Source organism: Cylindrospermopsis raciborskii Cr2010 (genome assembly GCF_003367075.2).
Taxonomy (GTDB): domain Bacteria; phylum Cyanobacteriota; class Cyanobacteriia; order Cyanobacteriales; family Nostocaceae; genus Raphidiopsis; species Raphidiopsis raciborskii.
Window position 1 is genome coordinate 803,086 of the sequence record NZ_CP065936.1, and the last position, 16,647, is coordinate 819,732.

The 16,647-nt window shown below is 39.0% G+C and carries 17 protein-coding genes; 13 read left to right on the top strand and 4 right to left on the bottom strand.

Annotation, left to right across the window (positions count from 1 at the left end; all coding sequences use genetic code 11):
• Positions 1-7 precede the first annotated feature (7 nt).
• The 4 genes from C6N34_RS03680 (at position 8) to C6N34_RS03695 (ending at position 5,459) form a co-directional block, all read left to right on the top strand.
• Positions 8-1,312, top strand: coding sequence for a polysaccharide deacetylase family protein (locus C6N34_RS03680; protein ID WP_115539119.1), 1,305 nt, complete (start codon positions 8-10; stop codon positions 1,310-1,312).
• Positions 1,313-1,339: 27 nt separating this feature from the next.
• Entirely contained in the window at positions 1,340-2,872 is a 1,533-nt protein-coding gene (locus tag C6N34_RS03685; RefSeq protein ID WP_236107381.1) for a protein kinase domain-containing protein, read from the top strand.
• 92 nt (positions 2,873-2,964) lie between these two features.
• Positions 2,965-3,759, top strand: a complete 795-nt coding sequence (locus C6N34_RS03690; protein WP_236107383.1) for a M15 family metallopeptidase — start codon at positions 2,965-2,967, stop codon at positions 3,757-3,759.
• 80 nt (positions 3,760-3,839) lie between these two features.
• Complete coding sequence (locus C6N34_RS03695; RefSeq protein WP_236107385.1) at positions 3,840-5,459, top strand: protein kinase domain-containing protein; 1,620 nt, start codon at positions 3,840-3,842, stop codon at positions 5,457-5,459.
• 141 nt (positions 5,460-5,600) lie between these two features.
• Here C6N34_RS03695 and psbA read toward each other — a convergent pair whose 3' ends face one another.
• Entirely contained in the window at positions 5,601-6,683 is a 1,083-nt protein-coding gene (gene psbA / locus C6N34_RS03700; RefSeq protein WP_006277566.1) for a photosystem II q(b) protein, read from the bottom strand.
• A 526-nt stretch (positions 6,684-7,209) separates the two neighbouring features.
• Here psbA and C6N34_RS03705 point away from each other — a divergent pair.
• Complete coding sequence (locus C6N34_RS03705) at positions 7,210-7,401, top strand: hypothetical protein (RefSeq protein WP_115539123.1); 192 nt, start codon at positions 7,210-7,212, stop codon at positions 7,399-7,401.
• 75 nt (positions 7,402-7,476) lie between these two features.
• Here the strand turns inward: C6N34_RS03705 and C6N34_RS03710 are convergent, their stop codons facing one another.
• Both C6N34_RS03710 and C6N34_RS03715 read right to left on the bottom strand, forming a co-directional pair.
• Entirely contained in the window at positions 7,477-7,902 is a 426-nt protein-coding gene (locus tag C6N34_RS03710; protein ID WP_115539124.1) for a DUF29 domain-containing protein, read from the bottom strand.
• 319 nt (positions 7,903-8,221) lie between these two features.
• Positions 8,222-10,135 (bottom strand): alkaline phosphatase, encoded by a 1,914-nt coding sequence (locus C6N34_RS03715; protein ID WP_115539125.1) that lies wholly within the window; start codon positions 10,133-10,135, stop codon positions 8,222-8,224.
• Positions 10,136-10,602: 467 nt separating this feature from the next.
• On the opposite strand from C6N34_RS03715, the gene C6N34_RS03720 reads away from it, so the two are divergent.
• Complete coding sequence (locus C6N34_RS03720; RefSeq protein WP_115539126.1) at positions 10,603-10,890, top strand: DUF29 domain-containing protein; 288 nt, start codon at positions 10,603-10,605, stop codon at positions 10,888-10,890.
• On the opposite strand, the gene C6N34_RS03725 is transcribed toward C6N34_RS03720, so the two are convergent.
• Entirely contained in the window at positions 10,884-11,510 is a 627-nt protein-coding gene (locus tag C6N34_RS03725; protein ID WP_006278655.1) for a TetR/AcrR family transcriptional regulator, read from the bottom strand. The two genes, C6N34_RS03720 and C6N34_RS03725, sit on opposite strands and share 7 nt — an antisense overlap.
• Before the next feature lie 153 nt (positions 11,511-11,663).
• On the opposite strand from C6N34_RS03725, the gene C6N34_RS03730 reads away from it, so the two are divergent.
• The 7 genes from C6N34_RS03730 to C6N34_RS03760 all read left to right on the top strand — a co-directional run bounded on the left by C6N34_RS03730 (position 11,664) and on the right by C6N34_RS03760 (position 16,635).
• Complete coding sequence (locus tag C6N34_RS03730) at positions 11,664-13,211, top strand: M16 family metallopeptidase (RefSeq protein WP_057178594.1); 1,548 nt, start codon at positions 11,664-11,666, stop codon at positions 13,209-13,211.
• A gap of 23 nt (positions 13,212-13,234) precedes the next feature.
• Positions 13,235-14,752, top strand: coding sequence for a M16 family metallopeptidase (locus C6N34_RS03735; protein ID WP_006278657.1), 1,518 nt, complete (start codon positions 13,235-13,237; stop codon positions 14,750-14,752).
• Positions 14,753-14,988: 236 nt separating this feature from the next.
• Positions 14,989-15,225 carry a hypothetical protein gene (locus C6N34_RS03740; protein WP_006278658.1) on the top strand — a complete coding sequence of 79 codons (237 nt, stop codon included), beginning with the start codon at positions 14,989-14,991 and terminating at the stop codon, positions 15,223-15,225.
• Positions 15,226-15,470: 245 nt separating this feature from the next.
• Positions 15,471-15,701 carry a hypothetical protein gene (locus C6N34_RS03745; protein ID WP_057178593.1) on the top strand — a complete coding sequence of 77 codons (231 nt, stop codon included), beginning with the start codon at positions 15,471-15,473 and terminating at the stop codon, positions 15,699-15,701.
• 63 nt (positions 15,702-15,764) lie between these two features.
• On the top strand, positions 15,765-16,001 hold the full coding sequence (locus C6N34_RS03750; protein WP_057178592.1) for a hypothetical protein: 237 nt from the start codon (positions 15,765-15,767) through the stop codon (positions 15,999-16,001).
• A gap of 77 nt (positions 16,002-16,078) precedes the next feature.
• A complete protein-coding gene (locus tag C6N34_RS03755; RefSeq protein WP_006278661.1) occupies positions 16,079-16,312 on the top strand; it encodes a hypothetical protein in 234 nt (77 codons plus the stop codon).
• A gap of 125 nt (positions 16,313-16,437) precedes the next feature.
• Positions 16,438-16,635: a hypothetical protein gene (locus C6N34_RS03760; protein ID WP_236107387.1), complete on the top strand. Its 198-nt coding sequence runs from the start codon at positions 16,438-16,440 to the stop codon at positions 16,633-16,635.
• Positions 16,636-16,647: the final 12 nt, after the last annotated feature.

A 16,647-nucleotide genomic window follows, 5' to 3' on the forward strand; every position in this document is an offset into this window, starting at 1 on the left:
GTCTAGCTTGGGTAAAATTGCACAAAAATCAACTAACTACCGAGTTAAGCGAGCAAAAAATAATAGCGTAACCGATGCCAAGTATTTAATACTTATCCTACTAAATAGTATAGTGGTGGGAGCAATTACCGGTTGGTTTTTCATGACTATTAAACCAGTCAAAAAATTCCCTACTACGCTACCAACTGGTCAAATTAGGAAAGAGGATTCATTGTTAAAATCCTCAATCAATTCACCACCGGTTAATTCTCCTACTCCAGCGCAATTAACCACACCCCCCATTTCTAATGGATTTAGTAGTTCTCCATTGCCAGACAACACATTAGCTCCTAAAGATGTTAATCTTATCAATGGACTAGAAGGGTTAGAAGGTACAATAGAAAAGTTAAAAAATATTAAGGAAATACAAGATCCTGAACAGGGATTAGAACTCACAACCAAGCTAATAAATGATTTGAGAAAGTCTGAAAGATTAATAGAAACAGCCAAAAAGAACTATCCTGAATCATCAATTAATCAACATTTAGATACTATCAAAACTTACCAGGAAATGGTTATTAAATGGCAGTACTATTTTCTGAGCAAACGGCAATTATCAAATCAGGTCATTCAATCCAATCAACCATTTAAACCGAATAAAAAAAGATCATTTATTAACCTTTCTCTTCAAAATAAAACCAATTTTCTTGGAGCTGTAAAAACAAAATTTATTTCTTTGACATTTGATGATGGGCCAACCCTGGAGTACACGCCAAAAATTGTTGCTATATTGCAAAAACATCAAGTAAAAGCAACTTTTTTTGTGGTCGGTAAAAGAGTAGCAAAAAACTGTGAAATTCTGAAAATGATTTATCAAAATGGTCATGAAATTGCGAATCATAGCTATACTCATCCAGTATTTACCCAAATTTCCCAACCACAACAACGTAAAGAAATTATTGATACTCAAGAAAGTATAAACAAGTGTTTGGGTTTAGAATATCCTACTCAATGGTTCCGTGCTCCCTATGGACATCAAAATGCACAGGTAGTAGAAACTATTGCGCAATTAGGGTTAAATAATGCCCAGTGGGTTGTTGACACTAATGATTGGCGAAAAACTAGTACAGTCGCCTCCATTAGCGATTCAGTAATTAAGGTCAAAAAACCGGGTGTGGTTTTAATGCATGATGGTTTTATGACTAATCCTAACCGAATTCATCCCCAAGAAAGCTCTAGTCGTCAAAACACAGTTGATGCTCTAGAACAAATAATTGTCAAACTAAAGAGTAGGGGATTTGAATTCGCTACTCTTAGTGAAACTATCAAGTAAAACATTTAAAAAAGTCAGGAGTTGCAGATGATTAGTTTACTCATTAACCGCTATGAAATTATAAATCCCCTAGGATCTGGAGGATTTGGAGAAACCTTCTTAGCTCGCGATACTCAAATGCCCTCACAACGTCTAGTTGTCATTAAACATCTCAAGCCCGCTCTTCAAAATAGTCATAGTTCTACTGAATTAATTGAAAACCTTTTTCAAAAAGAGGCAGCAGTATTAGAAGAGTTAGGAAACCATTGTTCTCAAATTCCTCAACTTTACAGCTATTTTTCAGAAGAGGGAGAGTTTTATCTAGTTCAAGAATATATAGAGGGCAAAAACTTGTCCCAGGTAGGACAAATTAAACCAGAACAGGCTACAGTCATTTTGTCTTCTTTGTTGAATACCCTGAAATATGTCCACAGCAAAAATATTATCCACAGGGATATTAAACCAGAAAATATTATTCTTCGAGATAGTGATAGACTACCTGTATTAATTGATTTTGGTGCTGTCAAGGAAACTATGGGCGTTGTTACCTTGGGGTCCGGTTCCACAGTTAGTTCAGTGGTAGTGGGAACCAGAGGATTTATGGCTCCCGAACAAACCGCAGGAAGACCTGTTTTTAGTACGGATTTATATGCCTTGGGGTTAACAATTATTTATGCTTTAACTCAAAAGCTACCCATCGAATTTAGCGTTAGTCAACTAACAGGAGAAATAGATTGGACAAGTTATGTGCCTAATTTAGATTCAAAGCTAGTACAAGTATTGAATAAGTCTATTAAGATAGATTTAGGGAGCAGATATTTGACAGCGGAAGCAATGTATTCTGATTTACATACTTCCTCCGGCATACCACTGTCTACCGTACTAACACCCAAAAGTCAGGAAGATACACTAGTTGTATCACCAGGTGGCGAAAGTAAAAATCTGATTTCCAGTTTAACCAGTGTAGTATTTAATAAAGTAAAGTCCCAAAACAAGGACACAAAAGTTCCCGTTGACTACACCAGAGTCGCAGTAATTGTATTAAGTATTTTAGGCTTAGCAGGAGGTTTTTTTGTAACACAACAAATGTTGGAAGCACAGGAAAGGGCGGCGCAATTAGAAAGGGAAAAAAAGGAAGCAGAGGAGAAAAAAGAAATAGCAGAAAAAGAAAGACTACGAGCTCAACAAAAAGCACTAGAAGCAGAGAATCTCAGACAAACAGCAGAACAGGAAAGATTAGCAGTCGAGAAAAGACAAGCACAAGAAGAAAGGAGGCGATTAGCGGCTGAGTCGCGACAAGCCAGATTAGAACGCCGAAGACTAGCCGCAGAAAGAAGACTTTCAATAAATTCCTCTCAAACATCACAAACAGATGCGACAGTTGTAGGACAGCCAGGCTATAAAAATATCCGATCAGGCCCGGGAACCACTTACAAGGTACTAGGAACTGCAGATACTGGTGATCCGGTTAAAATTTTAGGCAGTAGTTATGATCAGGATAATTATCAATGGTATCAAGTCTATCATCCTAACTCTGGTACAACTGGGTGGATTGCCGCTCAATTAATTAATCTTAATTAGCAGTGGGGTTAATAAATTTCAACTGACAACTAATAAATAAAATGAAACTCTTTCTATCATTTCTATCATTCTTCAGACATTTTATCCCAACTATGATTCTTATCATCGGTGTGGGAATTTATATGTTGTTGCGACCTTCTGATGTTCCAGTCCCCACTACGTTTACTAACTCTTCTCCCGGTTCTTCTAGTTATCAAATTTCTAATCCTCCCCCCCGCCAGGTCACTGAAAGTCTGACAAATACCCCTCAATATTCCCTATCTCCTCCGGCTAGTCAAGTTGCAAATGATACTGATATTATACCTCAACCTCTTAGCAAATCTTTTGAACCTACTTTACCCAGTTCAAGATCTATTCAAAGTCAACCACCAGCTCACTTTCGTTATCCAGAAAATAAACAAAATTTAGTAGAAGTCGGAACCTATTATAACCGCACAGCTTATTTGAATTTGGAGGCCGCAACAGCATTCAAAAAAATGAAACTTGCTGCCAACCAAGCAGGAATTAAACTTGCTCCTATATCTGGCTTTCGCTCATTTGTCGAACAGGAAAAACTGTTTCAAAAACAGATTGAACGTCGGGGTAGCGCGCAAGCAGCCCAACTACTGAGTGCGCCTCCGCGTTTTAGCGAACACCACACGGGCTATGCAATCGATATCAGTGATGATAGACATCCTGAAACTGACCTTAAATTCGCGTTTGAGTCTACTGAAGCCTATCGGTGGCTAGAAGTTAATGCCTCTCAATATGGATTTGAACTATCATTTCCAAGAAACAATTTTCAGGGAGTTAGTCATGAACCTTGGCATTGGCGATTTGTTGGTTCCCTTACAGCTAAAGAAATTTTTAAGGCAGCCAGGATACAACAAAACTCAAGAAAGTTCTAGTTCTCAAAATAAAGTTGAGTTCGCTTAGTGAACCTGTTGAATCTGTTAAGTAAACCATATAAAAAATTAAGGATTTGCACATGAACAGCTTACTCATTAACCGCTATGAAATTATAAATCCTCTGGGATCTGGAGGATTTGGAGAAACCTTCTTGGCTCGTGATACTCAAATGCCCTCACAGCGTCTAGTTGTCATTAAACATCTCAAGCCCGCTCTTCAAAATAGTCATAGTTCTACAGAATTAATTGAAAACCTTTTTCAAAAAGAGGCAGCAGTATTAGAAGAGTTAGGAAACCATTGTTCTCAAATTCCTCAACTTTACAGCTATTTTTCAGAAGAGGGAGAGTTTTATCTGGTTCAAGAATATATAGAGGGCAAAAACTTGTCCCAGGTAGGACAAATTAAACCAGAACAGGCTACAGTCATTTTGTCTTCTTTGTTGAATACCCTGAAATATGTCCACAGCAAAAATATTATCCACAGGGATATTAAACCAGAAAACATTATTCTTCGAGATAGTGATAGACTACCTGTATTAATTGATTTTGGTGCTGTCAAGGAAACTATGGGCGCTGTTACCCTGGGGTCCGGTTCCACAGTTAGTTCAGTGGTAGTGGGAACCAGAGGATTTATGGCTCCCGAACAAACCGCAGGAAGACCTGTTTTTAGTACGGATTTATACGCCTTGGGGTTAACAATTATTTATGCTTTAACTCAAAAGCTACCCATCGAATTTAGTGTTAGTCAACTAACAGGAGAAATAGATTGGACAAGTTATGTGCCTAATCTAGATCCAAAGCTAGTACAAGTATTGAATAAGTCTATTAAGATGGATTTAGGGAGTAGATATCTGACAGCGGAGGCAATGTATTCTGACTTACATACTTCCTCCGGCATACCACTGTCTACCGTACTAACACCCAAAAGTCAGGAAGATACACTAGTTGTATCACCAGGTGGCGAAAGTAAAAATTTGATTTCCAGTTTAACCAGTGTAGTATTTAATAAAGTAAAGTCCCAAAACAAGGACACAAAAGTTCCCGTTAACTACACCAGAGTTGCAGTAATTGCATTAAGTATTTTAGGCTTAGCAGGAGGTTTTTTTGTAACACAACAAATGTTGGAAGCACAGGAAAGGGCGGCGCAATTAGAAAGGGAAAAAAAGGAAGCAGAGGAGAAAAAAGAAATAGCAGAAAAAGAGAGGCTACAAGCTCAACAAAAAGCACTAGAAGCAGAGAATCTCAGACAAACAGCAGAACAGGAAAGATTAGCAGTCGAGAAAAGACAAGCACAAGAAGAGAGGAGACGATTAGCAGATGAATCACGACAAGCCAGATTAGAACGCCAAAGATTAGCGGCAGAAAGATCACGTGTAGCAGCTTTATCGGAAAATTATATAACAAGTAATACACCAGATAATAATACTAGCAGCGAACCAGTATATACAACTAATTCTAATGTTAGTAGCAGCTGGAGACCAACATGTGGAGATTCATATACATCTGGTTCTCAATGGTGGGCAGTAAAAGGTCCTGCTTCTGCACTCAGTGTAGTTAAAAATAAATATTGTGGAGATGCATATATTGCCAGCAGGGAAACTCAGGCTGCCAGTTTTAGTTCTGAAAGTGCTGCTTGGAGTTTTGCCAATGCTTTAAGTTCCGCATCTGGATATCAATTTTGGGTTAAAAAGAGTCGATAAAATCCATCCTCAAAGGATGATGAATAACCAAAGCGATCGCACTTGGTATATTCCTGATAATCATGCTCTCCAATCCTGATGTTACGCCATAAAAAAAGCCCCCCACTAGGTGAGGGGCTTTTCACTTACCAGTATTGATTATTAACCGTTGATTGCGGGGGCGGTTAATGCTACAGGAGCTACTTCACCAGCAGCTAGGTCTAGGGGGAAGTTGTGCGCATTGCGCTCGTGCATTACTTCCATACCTAGGTTAGCGCGGTTGATTACGTCAGCCCATGTACCTATTACACGACCTTGAGAATCAATGATTGATTGGTTGAAGTTGAATCCGTTCAGGTTGAATGCCATGGTGCTTACACCCAGTGCTGTAAACCATATTCCTACTACTGGCCATGCTGCCAAGAAGAAGTGTAGTGAACGGCTGTTGTTAAATGAAGCATATTGGAATATCAAGCGTCCGAAGTAACCGTGTGCTGCTACGATGTTGTAGGTTTCTTCCTCTTGTCCGAACTTGTAACCATAGTTCTGAGACTCGGTTTCGGTTGTTTCTCTTACTAAGGAAGATGTTACTAAGGAACCGTGCATGGCGCTGAACAAGCTACCACCGAATACACCTGCTACTCCTAGCATGTGGAAGGGGTGCATGAGGATGTTATGCTCTGCTTGGAACACTATCATGAAGTTGAAGGTTCCAGAGATACCTAAAGGCATACCATCAGAGAAGGAACCTTGTCCGATGGGGTAGATTAGGAATACTGCGGTAGCTGCTGCCAAGGGGGCGGAGAAAGCTACGCAAATCCAAGGGCGCATGCCTAAACGGAAGGATAGTTCCCATTCACGACCTAGGTAGCAGGCTACACCAATCAAGAAGTGGAAAATTACTAGTTGGTAAGGACCACCGTTGTATAACCATTCATCTAAGGATGCAGCTTCCCAAATTGGGTAGAAGTGCAAGCCAATAGCGTTGGAGGAGGGAACAACAGCACCGGAGATAATGTTGTTACCGTACATTAAGGAACCAGCTACGGGTTCACGAATACCGTCGATGTCAACGGGGGGAGCAGCAATGAAAGCAATGATGAAGCAAGTGGTAGCTGCAAGTAGGGTGGGGATCATTAACACGCCGAACCAGCCAATATAGAGGCGGTTGTTGGTGCTGGTGATAAATTCACAGAAACGATCCCATACGTTGGCGCTTTGGCGCTGTTGAATGGTGGTGGTCATGTTTTTATAAATGCGGTTTAACCGAAGGTTTATGTATGTTCAGGTAGGTGTTTTTACCTTATGAACTTATATTAAGACAAATGTTTAGTTTTGTAAAGGGGTTTTTACAAAATTTTTAATAATTTTGCCAATTAGGGATTTCGCCATAAATGGTAGGGGTTTCTGGGTATTAAGTTACTAGTTTTGACGCTCAATTTAGCTTTTAATGATTGTTTTGTGTTAAATGCTATGTAATTTAAGTTTAATTGAGTTAGCTTTTATCTATACTTTATTATAAGAATTGTGATAAGAAGCGCGATCTGGCGAGTGCTAGTGCTTTCCGATCTCCCATAGGGAGTGCTTTGTAATCGCGTCTTGATATATAGTGGGTTTACAAAGCTGTGGTATAATGGGTAGAAAAAGTATGAGAACTATAAAAGGCTACGGCACTTCCAGAGATTTTTTTGTGAAATTCTTATTCTTATTTTAGGATAATGGCAGAAACTAAAATAAGATTAAATCTTATTTTAGTTTCAAGGTGGAGCAAATGAAACGAGGGATTCAGGGACATTATGTGACCATTTCCACAGCAGGTGAGAGGGCGCATGCTTTTATTCCCAAGCCTTTACCTCCTCATCCCGCCATTGAGTGGACACAGACACTATCTAGCAAATTTGATCAAGCACTTGTTAGCCTTGGTCGTCGGTGCGATCGCACTCTCAAATTATATAATCCATAAATGCGATCGCACATCCTTGGTTAAATAGCAGTATAATGTCAAAGATAATCTTGAGCAAAAGAATGAGATAGTGCATTATAATATATTCAGGTTCCTGTCAGTAACATCCTTGAGAGTGTAACAGCAATTAACTGGTATCTCCATACCTGTTTCAGCGATCGCATCCAAACGAGCTTTTTGGTAAATCCTATTTAAAAACTCGTCCGTCATATATTTTTTAAGACTCGGACTATCGATTAAATAATCCTCAATATTGCTCCTTTCTCTTTGAACAGTCACCAACCAACTTCGCGATCGCAATTCAGGTTGATAGTCCCACTTGAGTAAGTGATGCAATATTAGTCGCATACTACTTAATAACCGATCTCGTTCTCGTTTCGACAAGTCTCTAATTTCTTCCACTAAGTTTATGATATCTAGCTTATCAAAATGCCCGTTAGCAATTAGATCAGCCATCTTTTCTGACCAGAGAGCAAAATCTTGTTCATACAAGGTTGTCATAGTTTGTATATCTGTTCATAGAAATTATCTGTCCCGTCATCATAATTAAGAAATTCCGTCATTTTTTAGCAGTTGCAATTATCATGACTATGACTCCTATAAAATGCTGACTTTACTATTTTAACAAGCGATCGCGAAGTACTCGCTGTGGGCGATCGCATTTATGGTGGGGTAGGTAAGGTGGAAAAAACTGATGGGGGAGTAAACTTTTAGTTGGGATGAAACCAAATCAAAAAAAAGCTGACTTTACTATTTTAACAAGCGATCGCCCAGTGATAGGTTAGAGTACATAGGAAATCATTGCTGAAGAAACTAGTTTTTAAGGATTAGAACTCGTTATGGCTCTTTTCATGGTTTGAAATATGTGGGTTTGATCCACTAAACCACGTCCACCTGGTATAGTATAGGTAGACCCAGTACTGTCTGTAAATTTTACGTTCTGTCCTGCATATATGGTTAAATTACCAGAATAAGCTCCCTGATAATAAACAGGTACAGGTCTTCTAGTATGATTGCCCCACAGATACTTTTGGGTGGGATCTGACCCCCAAAAATGACCAGCATCTCTGGGGTTGTGCTTGATAAAGGTAATATCCTTGGCATTATATTTCAATCCCCTAGCCATTTTTCCATCTTGGGGAGTTAATTTCTGGGGAAAATCATCGTTTAGTGTCAGATAGTGGTCATGGTCAGCAGTCACAATCAGCAAATTTTTCTTCCATCCACCATTAGTGTTAATCCAATCAACCACACTTTGAACGGCTTTGTCAAAGTCATTGACTGTACCAATTAAATTATCCATATTATTGTCATGAGCTGCCCAGTCAATATCACCACCCTCTACCATTAGCCAGAAACCATCCCTATCTTTACCAAGGACAGTTAGAGCTGCTTTGGTCATTTCCTCTAAGGTGGGATTTTCGTTGATTTCTCTAGCAATAAAGGAAGCATTGGTTTCACCAGGAGCCAAAGGACGAACAGTATCTGTATTAGCTGAGTTAGCAGTGGTAGGGTTCCCCGATTTATCAATTACTGGTATACATTCATTGGTAGAAGCAGTAATTATTTTCCCGGAAGCGCAACTAGAAGTAGTTCCAGTTTTCACCACCGAGCTATACAAACCAAACTGTCCTAACCCTGTGAGACTATAATCTCCCTTAGAAGAACTGACAGGTATATTACCATCTTGACCACGGGCCCCATACAGACCAAACAGTTTATCACCATTGTTTGGATTAGTATTTGCAGCAGTCTGTGCTAGGATTTCACTGGCATTGGGACCTCGTTCCAAAAAAGTATAACCATAGCGATTCTTGAGGTTAGGTTTGGTAAGGTGATTAACTGCACAAGCAACTGTGTCGGAGATTTCTGTTTTGCCACTTAAATTCTTATAAGTATCTCCAGTAATATAAGTATATTTACATACGTATCCAGTAGCTGTAGAATTGGATAAATCCAGAGGGTGTCCACCACCCAACAAAACATTGGGTTGAAAATCTAACAGTGTTTGTTGCAATATGCTATCCTGGTTGGTCTTTTTGGGGTCATAAGTACTGTCATATTTGTTGCGACGATTAACAAAGGAAGCTGCTGCTCCAGGAGTCGCATGGCTCACAGGTACTGAGGTTACTAAACCTGTGGACTTACCTTGCTGTTTAGCAATTTCCAGAATGGTGGTTAGTTTCTTCTCATAAATATCCACACCCATGGCGTTATTATAACTCTTTACGCCTGTATATAAGGTTGTAGCCGTGTTAGCGGAATCAGGATAGCTATATTTAATGTACTCCTTATTGTAACTACTAGGACGAGCAGGAGTCAGAGGGATCCAGGGAGTAGGTCCCCCTTGAGATATGTCGTATCCAACAACATTGCCAGGGTTTGTACTGTTGCCATCGGAGCGATTACCAGGATTAAGTGGGGAGGAATTAAATGAAAAGCCCTCAATTACCTGACTAGCTCCTGTGACTGGATTACTACCGTCCAGGGCAGAGTTTCCAGTAGATTTAGTTCCATTACCCCTCTGAATGGTAGTACCAAAAGTGGTTACTAGTCCATATCCGGTTAAAGTTTGCATACTTAAACCAGATCCTTTGCCTGCAGTATAAAAAGCCCCACCTCTAGCTACTGCAGCAGCACGGGTCATATTCCAACCCATGCCATCACCAATCATGAGAATGACGTTAATGCCATTACCAGTGGCTAAGACAGTTTGAGGATAACTAAAAGCCACTATAAAGACCGAGAAAATTAGGGAAAGACTGAAGGATATAAGTCTTCTGCACCTGTTTGATAATGATGGCATCCTGGTATCTCTTAAAACTAGTGAGTTGAGTATTTACTGATAAAAATTGGGTTCTAAGTGCGTAGCGGTAAATTCTGAAACAATGGGTGTTATGTTATCGTTAGTGAGCTGATAGGGCGTATCCGGTTTTTCGTTGAACCCACTTAAAGACATTAATATGAAGGCGATTAGACCAGATACAAAGCAGATCACAGGTTTGTAATACTTTCGTGGTAACAATGAAATCATGTTTCTCTGGAAAAGAATCACTCCTATTCTATATTCTGGAGGTTGAGTTCGGGTTAAGTTTTTGTTAAGATTTGAAGGGGGCAACTGTTAGATTGCTACAATCAGAAGTGGCGACCTACTCCTAATCATCTCATAGCTTCTTAGTACAGCTAATAAACCGGCTAGAAATGACAAGTCTTTATGAAAAAGATTTCTGCCAATGGGTTGAGCAGACTACCCATTGTCCCGTTAATGGTGATTTTGCAGCAATTGATGTTGAGCATTTAGTTGAGGAATTAAAGGATCTGGGTAACTCCATTAAGCACTCTTTAGAGAGTAACTTAACTATCTTGCTAGCCCATCTACTAAAGCTGATGGTTCAGTCTGATGCACCCCCTAGTATGAAGAACAATTGGTATAATTCCGTCAAAGAGTTGCAAAACTCCTACACAAGAATCCTTGAGAATTATTATTGAATTGTGGATTCCTTCACCAAAACTCCATTTAAGAATATATCTGCTAAACCTTCGGCCATTTGTTGCATTTCCTGGGGAGATGCATTTGGTTCAATTAGAGTGTGATCAGAAAAACCTGCGATCGCGAACATTCCTAAAAATACTTTAGCAACCAATTTAGCATCCATTTGGCGATAGATACCCCTATCCATGGCGGTTTGGAAAAATGCTTCTGCAACACTGGTCATTTTATCAATCACCTCAGTTTGGATGCGATTCTGCAAATCTGGATGAAACTGCACCTCCATGAAACAAACTCGCATCAAATCAACATTCTTTTGCATGTTCCACATTCTGCGACGCATAACCTGAGCTATGGCTTTATAACTACCCATTTCACTCAATTCTGTCAGTAGGTCCGTGAGAATTTCTACCCAACCATTGGTTGCTACCTCTACCAGAATTGCCTTTTTATTGGCAAAATGACGAAAGAGTGTACCCTCAGCAACTCCTGCAGCGTGGGCTAAATCACGGGTAGTAGTGCTATCAAATCCCCTGGAAGCAAATAAACGCAATGCTGCTATAACAATGCGGCTACGGGTTTGAGCTTCTGAAGGGGAGGAATAATGAAAAACTGGCATAGTAGTTATTCGGTGTGTGTTAGGGAACACGAATTTTATCTGCATTGTCTAACATGAAAGTTAGGAAGTACGGAAAGCTTAATAGAAGATTAATGCTTTGTTTGCTATCTGACCGGAATTTTAAAGAATTGTAAATTTAGTTGGATTTTTGCTATGACCCATTGGATTTTTACTTGTATGAGGCGTTTTCTGGTAATAACCCTAGCATTTTTCTTATTTTGTGGTAATTTTCCCATTCAAACAGCGATCGCCCTACAAGGTAATCAAAGTTCGATTAAGCCCTATTTAGACCGAGTTGTTAAGCAACTAACAGAGTTCACTTTAGATAATGGTTTAAAGTTTATTGTCTTGGAAAGACATCAAGCACCCGTGGTTTCTTTTCTGACTTATGCAAATGTTGGGGGGATAGATGAACCAGATGGACAAACAGGAGTAGCTCATTTTTTGGAACACTTAGCTTTTAAGGGAACTAAGCGTATTGGTACAACAAACTACAAAGAGGAGAAGCCCTTATTAGATAAATTAGAGCAATTAGATAGTCAAATTAGAGCTGCCAAGAGTGAAAATAGAACGGAAGAGCTAGAAAAGCTAAAAAAAGAGTTCAAAACCGTAGAAGCTCAAGCTGGGAAATTGGTGAAACAAAATGAAATGGGTCAAATAGTTGAACAAGCTGGAGGTGTGGGTTTAAATGCTAATACTTCTAGTGAAGCAACCCGTTACTTTTATAGTTTTCCCGCCAATAAATTGGAGCTGTGGATGTCTCTGGAATCAGAAAGATTTTTAGAACCGGTATTCCGAGAATTTTATAAAGAAAGGGATGTGATTTTAGAAGAAAGACGAATGCGGGTAGAAAATTCTCCCGTAGGGTTAATGGTTGAAAAATTCACCGATGTTGCTTTTAAAGTTCACCCTTACCGGAGACCTGTTATTGGTTATGATGAAGATATTCGTAACCTTTCTCCAGCTAATGTGAGGGAGTTTTTTAACAAGTATTATGTTCCCAGTAATTTAACCATTGCGGTGGTTGGTGATGTTAACCCTAATCAGGTTAAAAGATTGGCCAAAATTTATTTTGGTAGATATCCAGCTAAACCGAAAGCACAAGCTAAAATTAACCCCGAACCTAAACAAACCAGCACCAGAGAAATTACCGTAGAACTACCCTCACAACCTTGGTACTTGGAGGGCTATCATCGTCCTAGTATCACTGACCCCGATAACGCTGTTTACGATATTATCAGCAGTTTACTAAGTAATGGTAGGACTTCACGACTGTATAAATCTTTGATTGAAACCCAAAGAGTGGCTTTGGTGGCGGAAGGGATTAGTGGTTTTCCAGGAGACAAGTATCCTAATTTAATGTTATTTTATGCTCTGACAGCACCAGGTCATACAGTAGATAAATTGGCGATCGCCCTAGGTCAGGAAATTACCAAATTGCAAACCCAGCTCGTATCTGAGAAAGAATTAGAGCGAGTCAAAACACAAGCTAGAGCAGGTTTACTAAGGAGTTTAGATTCCAATATGGGTATGGCACAGCAACTATTGGAATATGAAGTGAAAACAGGTTCTTGGCGGAATTTATTCAAGCAATTGGATGACATTACAAAGGTTACCCCTGCGGATATTCAAAGAGTAGCACAATCAACCTTCACAGCGGAAAATCGCACAATTGGTAAATTACTTTCCCAAAAATCATAGGTAGAGAGGAAGAAAGCAGAACCATGGTCAGGAGTAAAAAATTGAAATTTTCACGTAATATTTTCCCCAAGTTGGGTAGAACTTGGCAATTATTTTTCGCGGTAGTAATTGCCTTAGTATTGACCTTGAATTTCTCAAGGGTAGCAACAGCAGCAGCGAAGCATTATACCGACTTACAATTCAATTCTTTACCGGGAATTAAACTGCCAAAGTATGAGCGATTCCAATTAAACAACGGTTTAGTCGTCTATTTAATGGAGGATCATGAATTACCCTTAGTTAGTGGAACAACTCTAATTAAGACTGGTAGTCGTTGGGAAGCAGGAGACAAAGTTGGTTTGGGTGACGTTGTAGGTTCACTAATGCGCATTGGAGGAACTAACAAACACTCCCCGGATGAACTAAATGAAATTTTGGAGCAAAGAGCAGCATCCGTAGAAACTGATATTAATGAAAGCACTGGAACTGCGAGTTTTGAAAGTTTAACTGAAGATTTAGAAACTGTGTTCGGGTTGTTTGCAGAAGTCTTACGAGAACCAGCTTTTGCTCCAGAAAAGTTGGAATTGATTAAAACTCAAATTAAGGGAAGTATTGCCCGTCGCAATGATGATTCTGACAATATTGCCAGTCGGGAGTTTCGCAAATTAATCTATGGTCAAAATAGTCCCTATGCACGCACTATAGAATATGCAACTCTGGATAAAATCCAGCGAGAAGATGTGATTAACTTCTATCGGAAATATTTCCATCCCAATAACATAATCCTGGGAATTGTGGGGGATTTTAACCCGAAAAAAATGCGCTCTCTGATTCAGACTAAACTGGGTGATTGGCAACCTAATCTCAACATTGCTAAAACTCAATTACCACCAGTGCAGCAAGCTAATTTAAGTGGGTTATTCTTTGTCAATCAACCACAACTGACACAGAGCAGCATTTTGATGGGACATTTGGGGGGAAAATTCAATAGTCCAGATTATGCAGCATTAGATGTGATGAATGGTGTGCTAAATGGGTTTGGAGGAAGACTATTTAATGAAGTGCGATCGCGCCAAGGTTTAGCCTACTCTGTATATGGTTTATGGAATCCCCGTTTTGATTATCCGGGTGTGTTTATTGCTGGTGGACAAACTCGTTCTGATGCTACCGTACAGTTTATAAAATCCATTCAATTAGAGATTGAGCGCATTCAAAAGCAACCAGTAACAGCGAAAGAATTAAGGTATGCTAAGGAGTCCACCCTAAATTCTTTTGTATTCAATTTTCAGGATCCAGGTCAAACCCTGTCACGGTTAATGCGTTATGAATATTATGGTTATCCTGCTGACTTTCTGTTTCGCTATCAAAAAGCGGTGACAAAAACCACAGCTGCAGATGTGCAAAGAGTGGCTCAGAAATATCTCAAACCAGAGAATTTAGTTACTTTAGTCGTAGGAAATCAAAGTGCCATTCAACCACCGTTAACCCAGTTAGCAAGTAAAATTACACCAATAGATATCACCATTCCCGGATCTCAAGACACAGGCTCAAAAATCAACTGAAAAGTAAATCTTCTCAGGAGATAGGAAACCAGTTCAAAGTTCTTACCTCACTCGTAAATCCCAGAGTTTCTAGCTTATAGAGTGGGGTAATTTAGAGACAATAAGCCTGAAGTTATGTCTATAAACTTGATATTGAAAGGTTGCAATTTTGAGAGATTATCTCAGAACATGAGAAAAAGAATTTAAAATTCTAAGTCAATTCTCCGTAACCCAAGATCTCACGAGGTGATGCAAAAATGGACATAAAAATCAGTGATCTATACCCTAATGGTGATGGCGACCTTTTGCAAGAAGTTACTCCTGGCGAAATGGTTAATATCCAAGGAGGTGTAAGACGAAGAAGGAGAAATTCCAATTCGGTTGAGAGTGGTGATATTTCCCAAATTTTAGGACGTGTCAACGACAACCTAGAAAGATGGAGAGTGGAGATTGATGACACACTAGATCAATTGAGAGATTCAGTCACCTTCTAACCTTTGAGTTAAGTTTTTACTAATTCTTATTATTCCTCCCTTGGTCAAGGGGGGATTTATTATATATTCAGGTAGCTGTTTTTAAAAACAGAAGGACATTAAATCATGACTAATGTCCAATCAACACAGTTCAAACCCTTGATTTTTTAAATTTTCTCCCATAAAAATAGGAGTATGGGTTGAGCAAACGTCAAACGCTCCCATCCCATATTCACCAATAAGAACAAGTATTCTAGGAGGAAATTATGGCAAGTATTAAACTGGATCAGTTACAAACTACTGGTTCTGAACTATTTCAAGATTCTGAAAGTTTTCTCAATGATATGAGTGATATCAACTCTATTTCTGTTCATGGAGGATTCGGATCCAATGTGAGTGACATGTCCATATTCACCAAATTAGCAGAAGCATTTGTCAATACCTACGGTATTGGTCATATTGCCTATTTGGCTAAGTCCTACAGCAGTGGAGTATAAAACTAAAACACTGTTGATTTAGGGAATGTTTATCACTAGCAATCAGTCTTTGAGGAGGAAATTATGGCAAGTATCAAATTGGGTCAATTGCAAACCACTGGTTCTGAACTATTTCAAGATTCCGAAAGTTTTCTCAATGAAATGAGCGATGTCAATTCTATCTCTGTTTATGGTGGTGGGTCTGATGTTAGTGACATGTACACTCTCACTAAATTAGGAGAAGCATTTGTAAATACCTACGGTATTGGTCATATCGCCTATTTAGCTAAGTCTTATAGTGATCATGATTATTATTGGTAAGAAAATTACCAGATCATTTCCTGGTCACTTCTGGTTCACTCATACTAAGTTAATAAAAAATCCTTGAGGAGGAAATTATGGCAAGTATCAAACTGGGTCAATTGCAAACCACCGGTTCTGAACTATTTCAAGATTCTGAAAGTTTTCTCAATGAAATGAGCGATGTCAATTCTATCTCTGTTTATGGTGGTGGATCTTATGATTTCAGTGATATGTCCATATTCACCAAATTAGCAGAAGCATTTGTCAATACCTATGGTATTGGTCATATTGCCTACTTAGCCAAGTCCTACAGCGACTACGACTACTAATACGCTGAAATAATTAGCCAGTTTGGCTCTCCTGGAATCAAAGGTAAATTATTAATACCACAGGAGAGCCAATAAAAAAGGCTCTAGAATACCCTTAATACCTATTAAGATCCATGGCTAAAATTATGATCAATGATCTGGAGCCTATTAACTCAGAAACATTCATTAATGATCTGAATAATCAAAATTCTCAAGCTATTTTTGGTGGTGAAGATCCTTATTTTGATGGACTGATAAATTTTGGCATCAAAACTCTTGAGTTTATGGTTGTTATCACAGCTATTAATGCCATTTCTTTTCTAGTATATTCCTTTCAAGAATAACATATCTCCTAA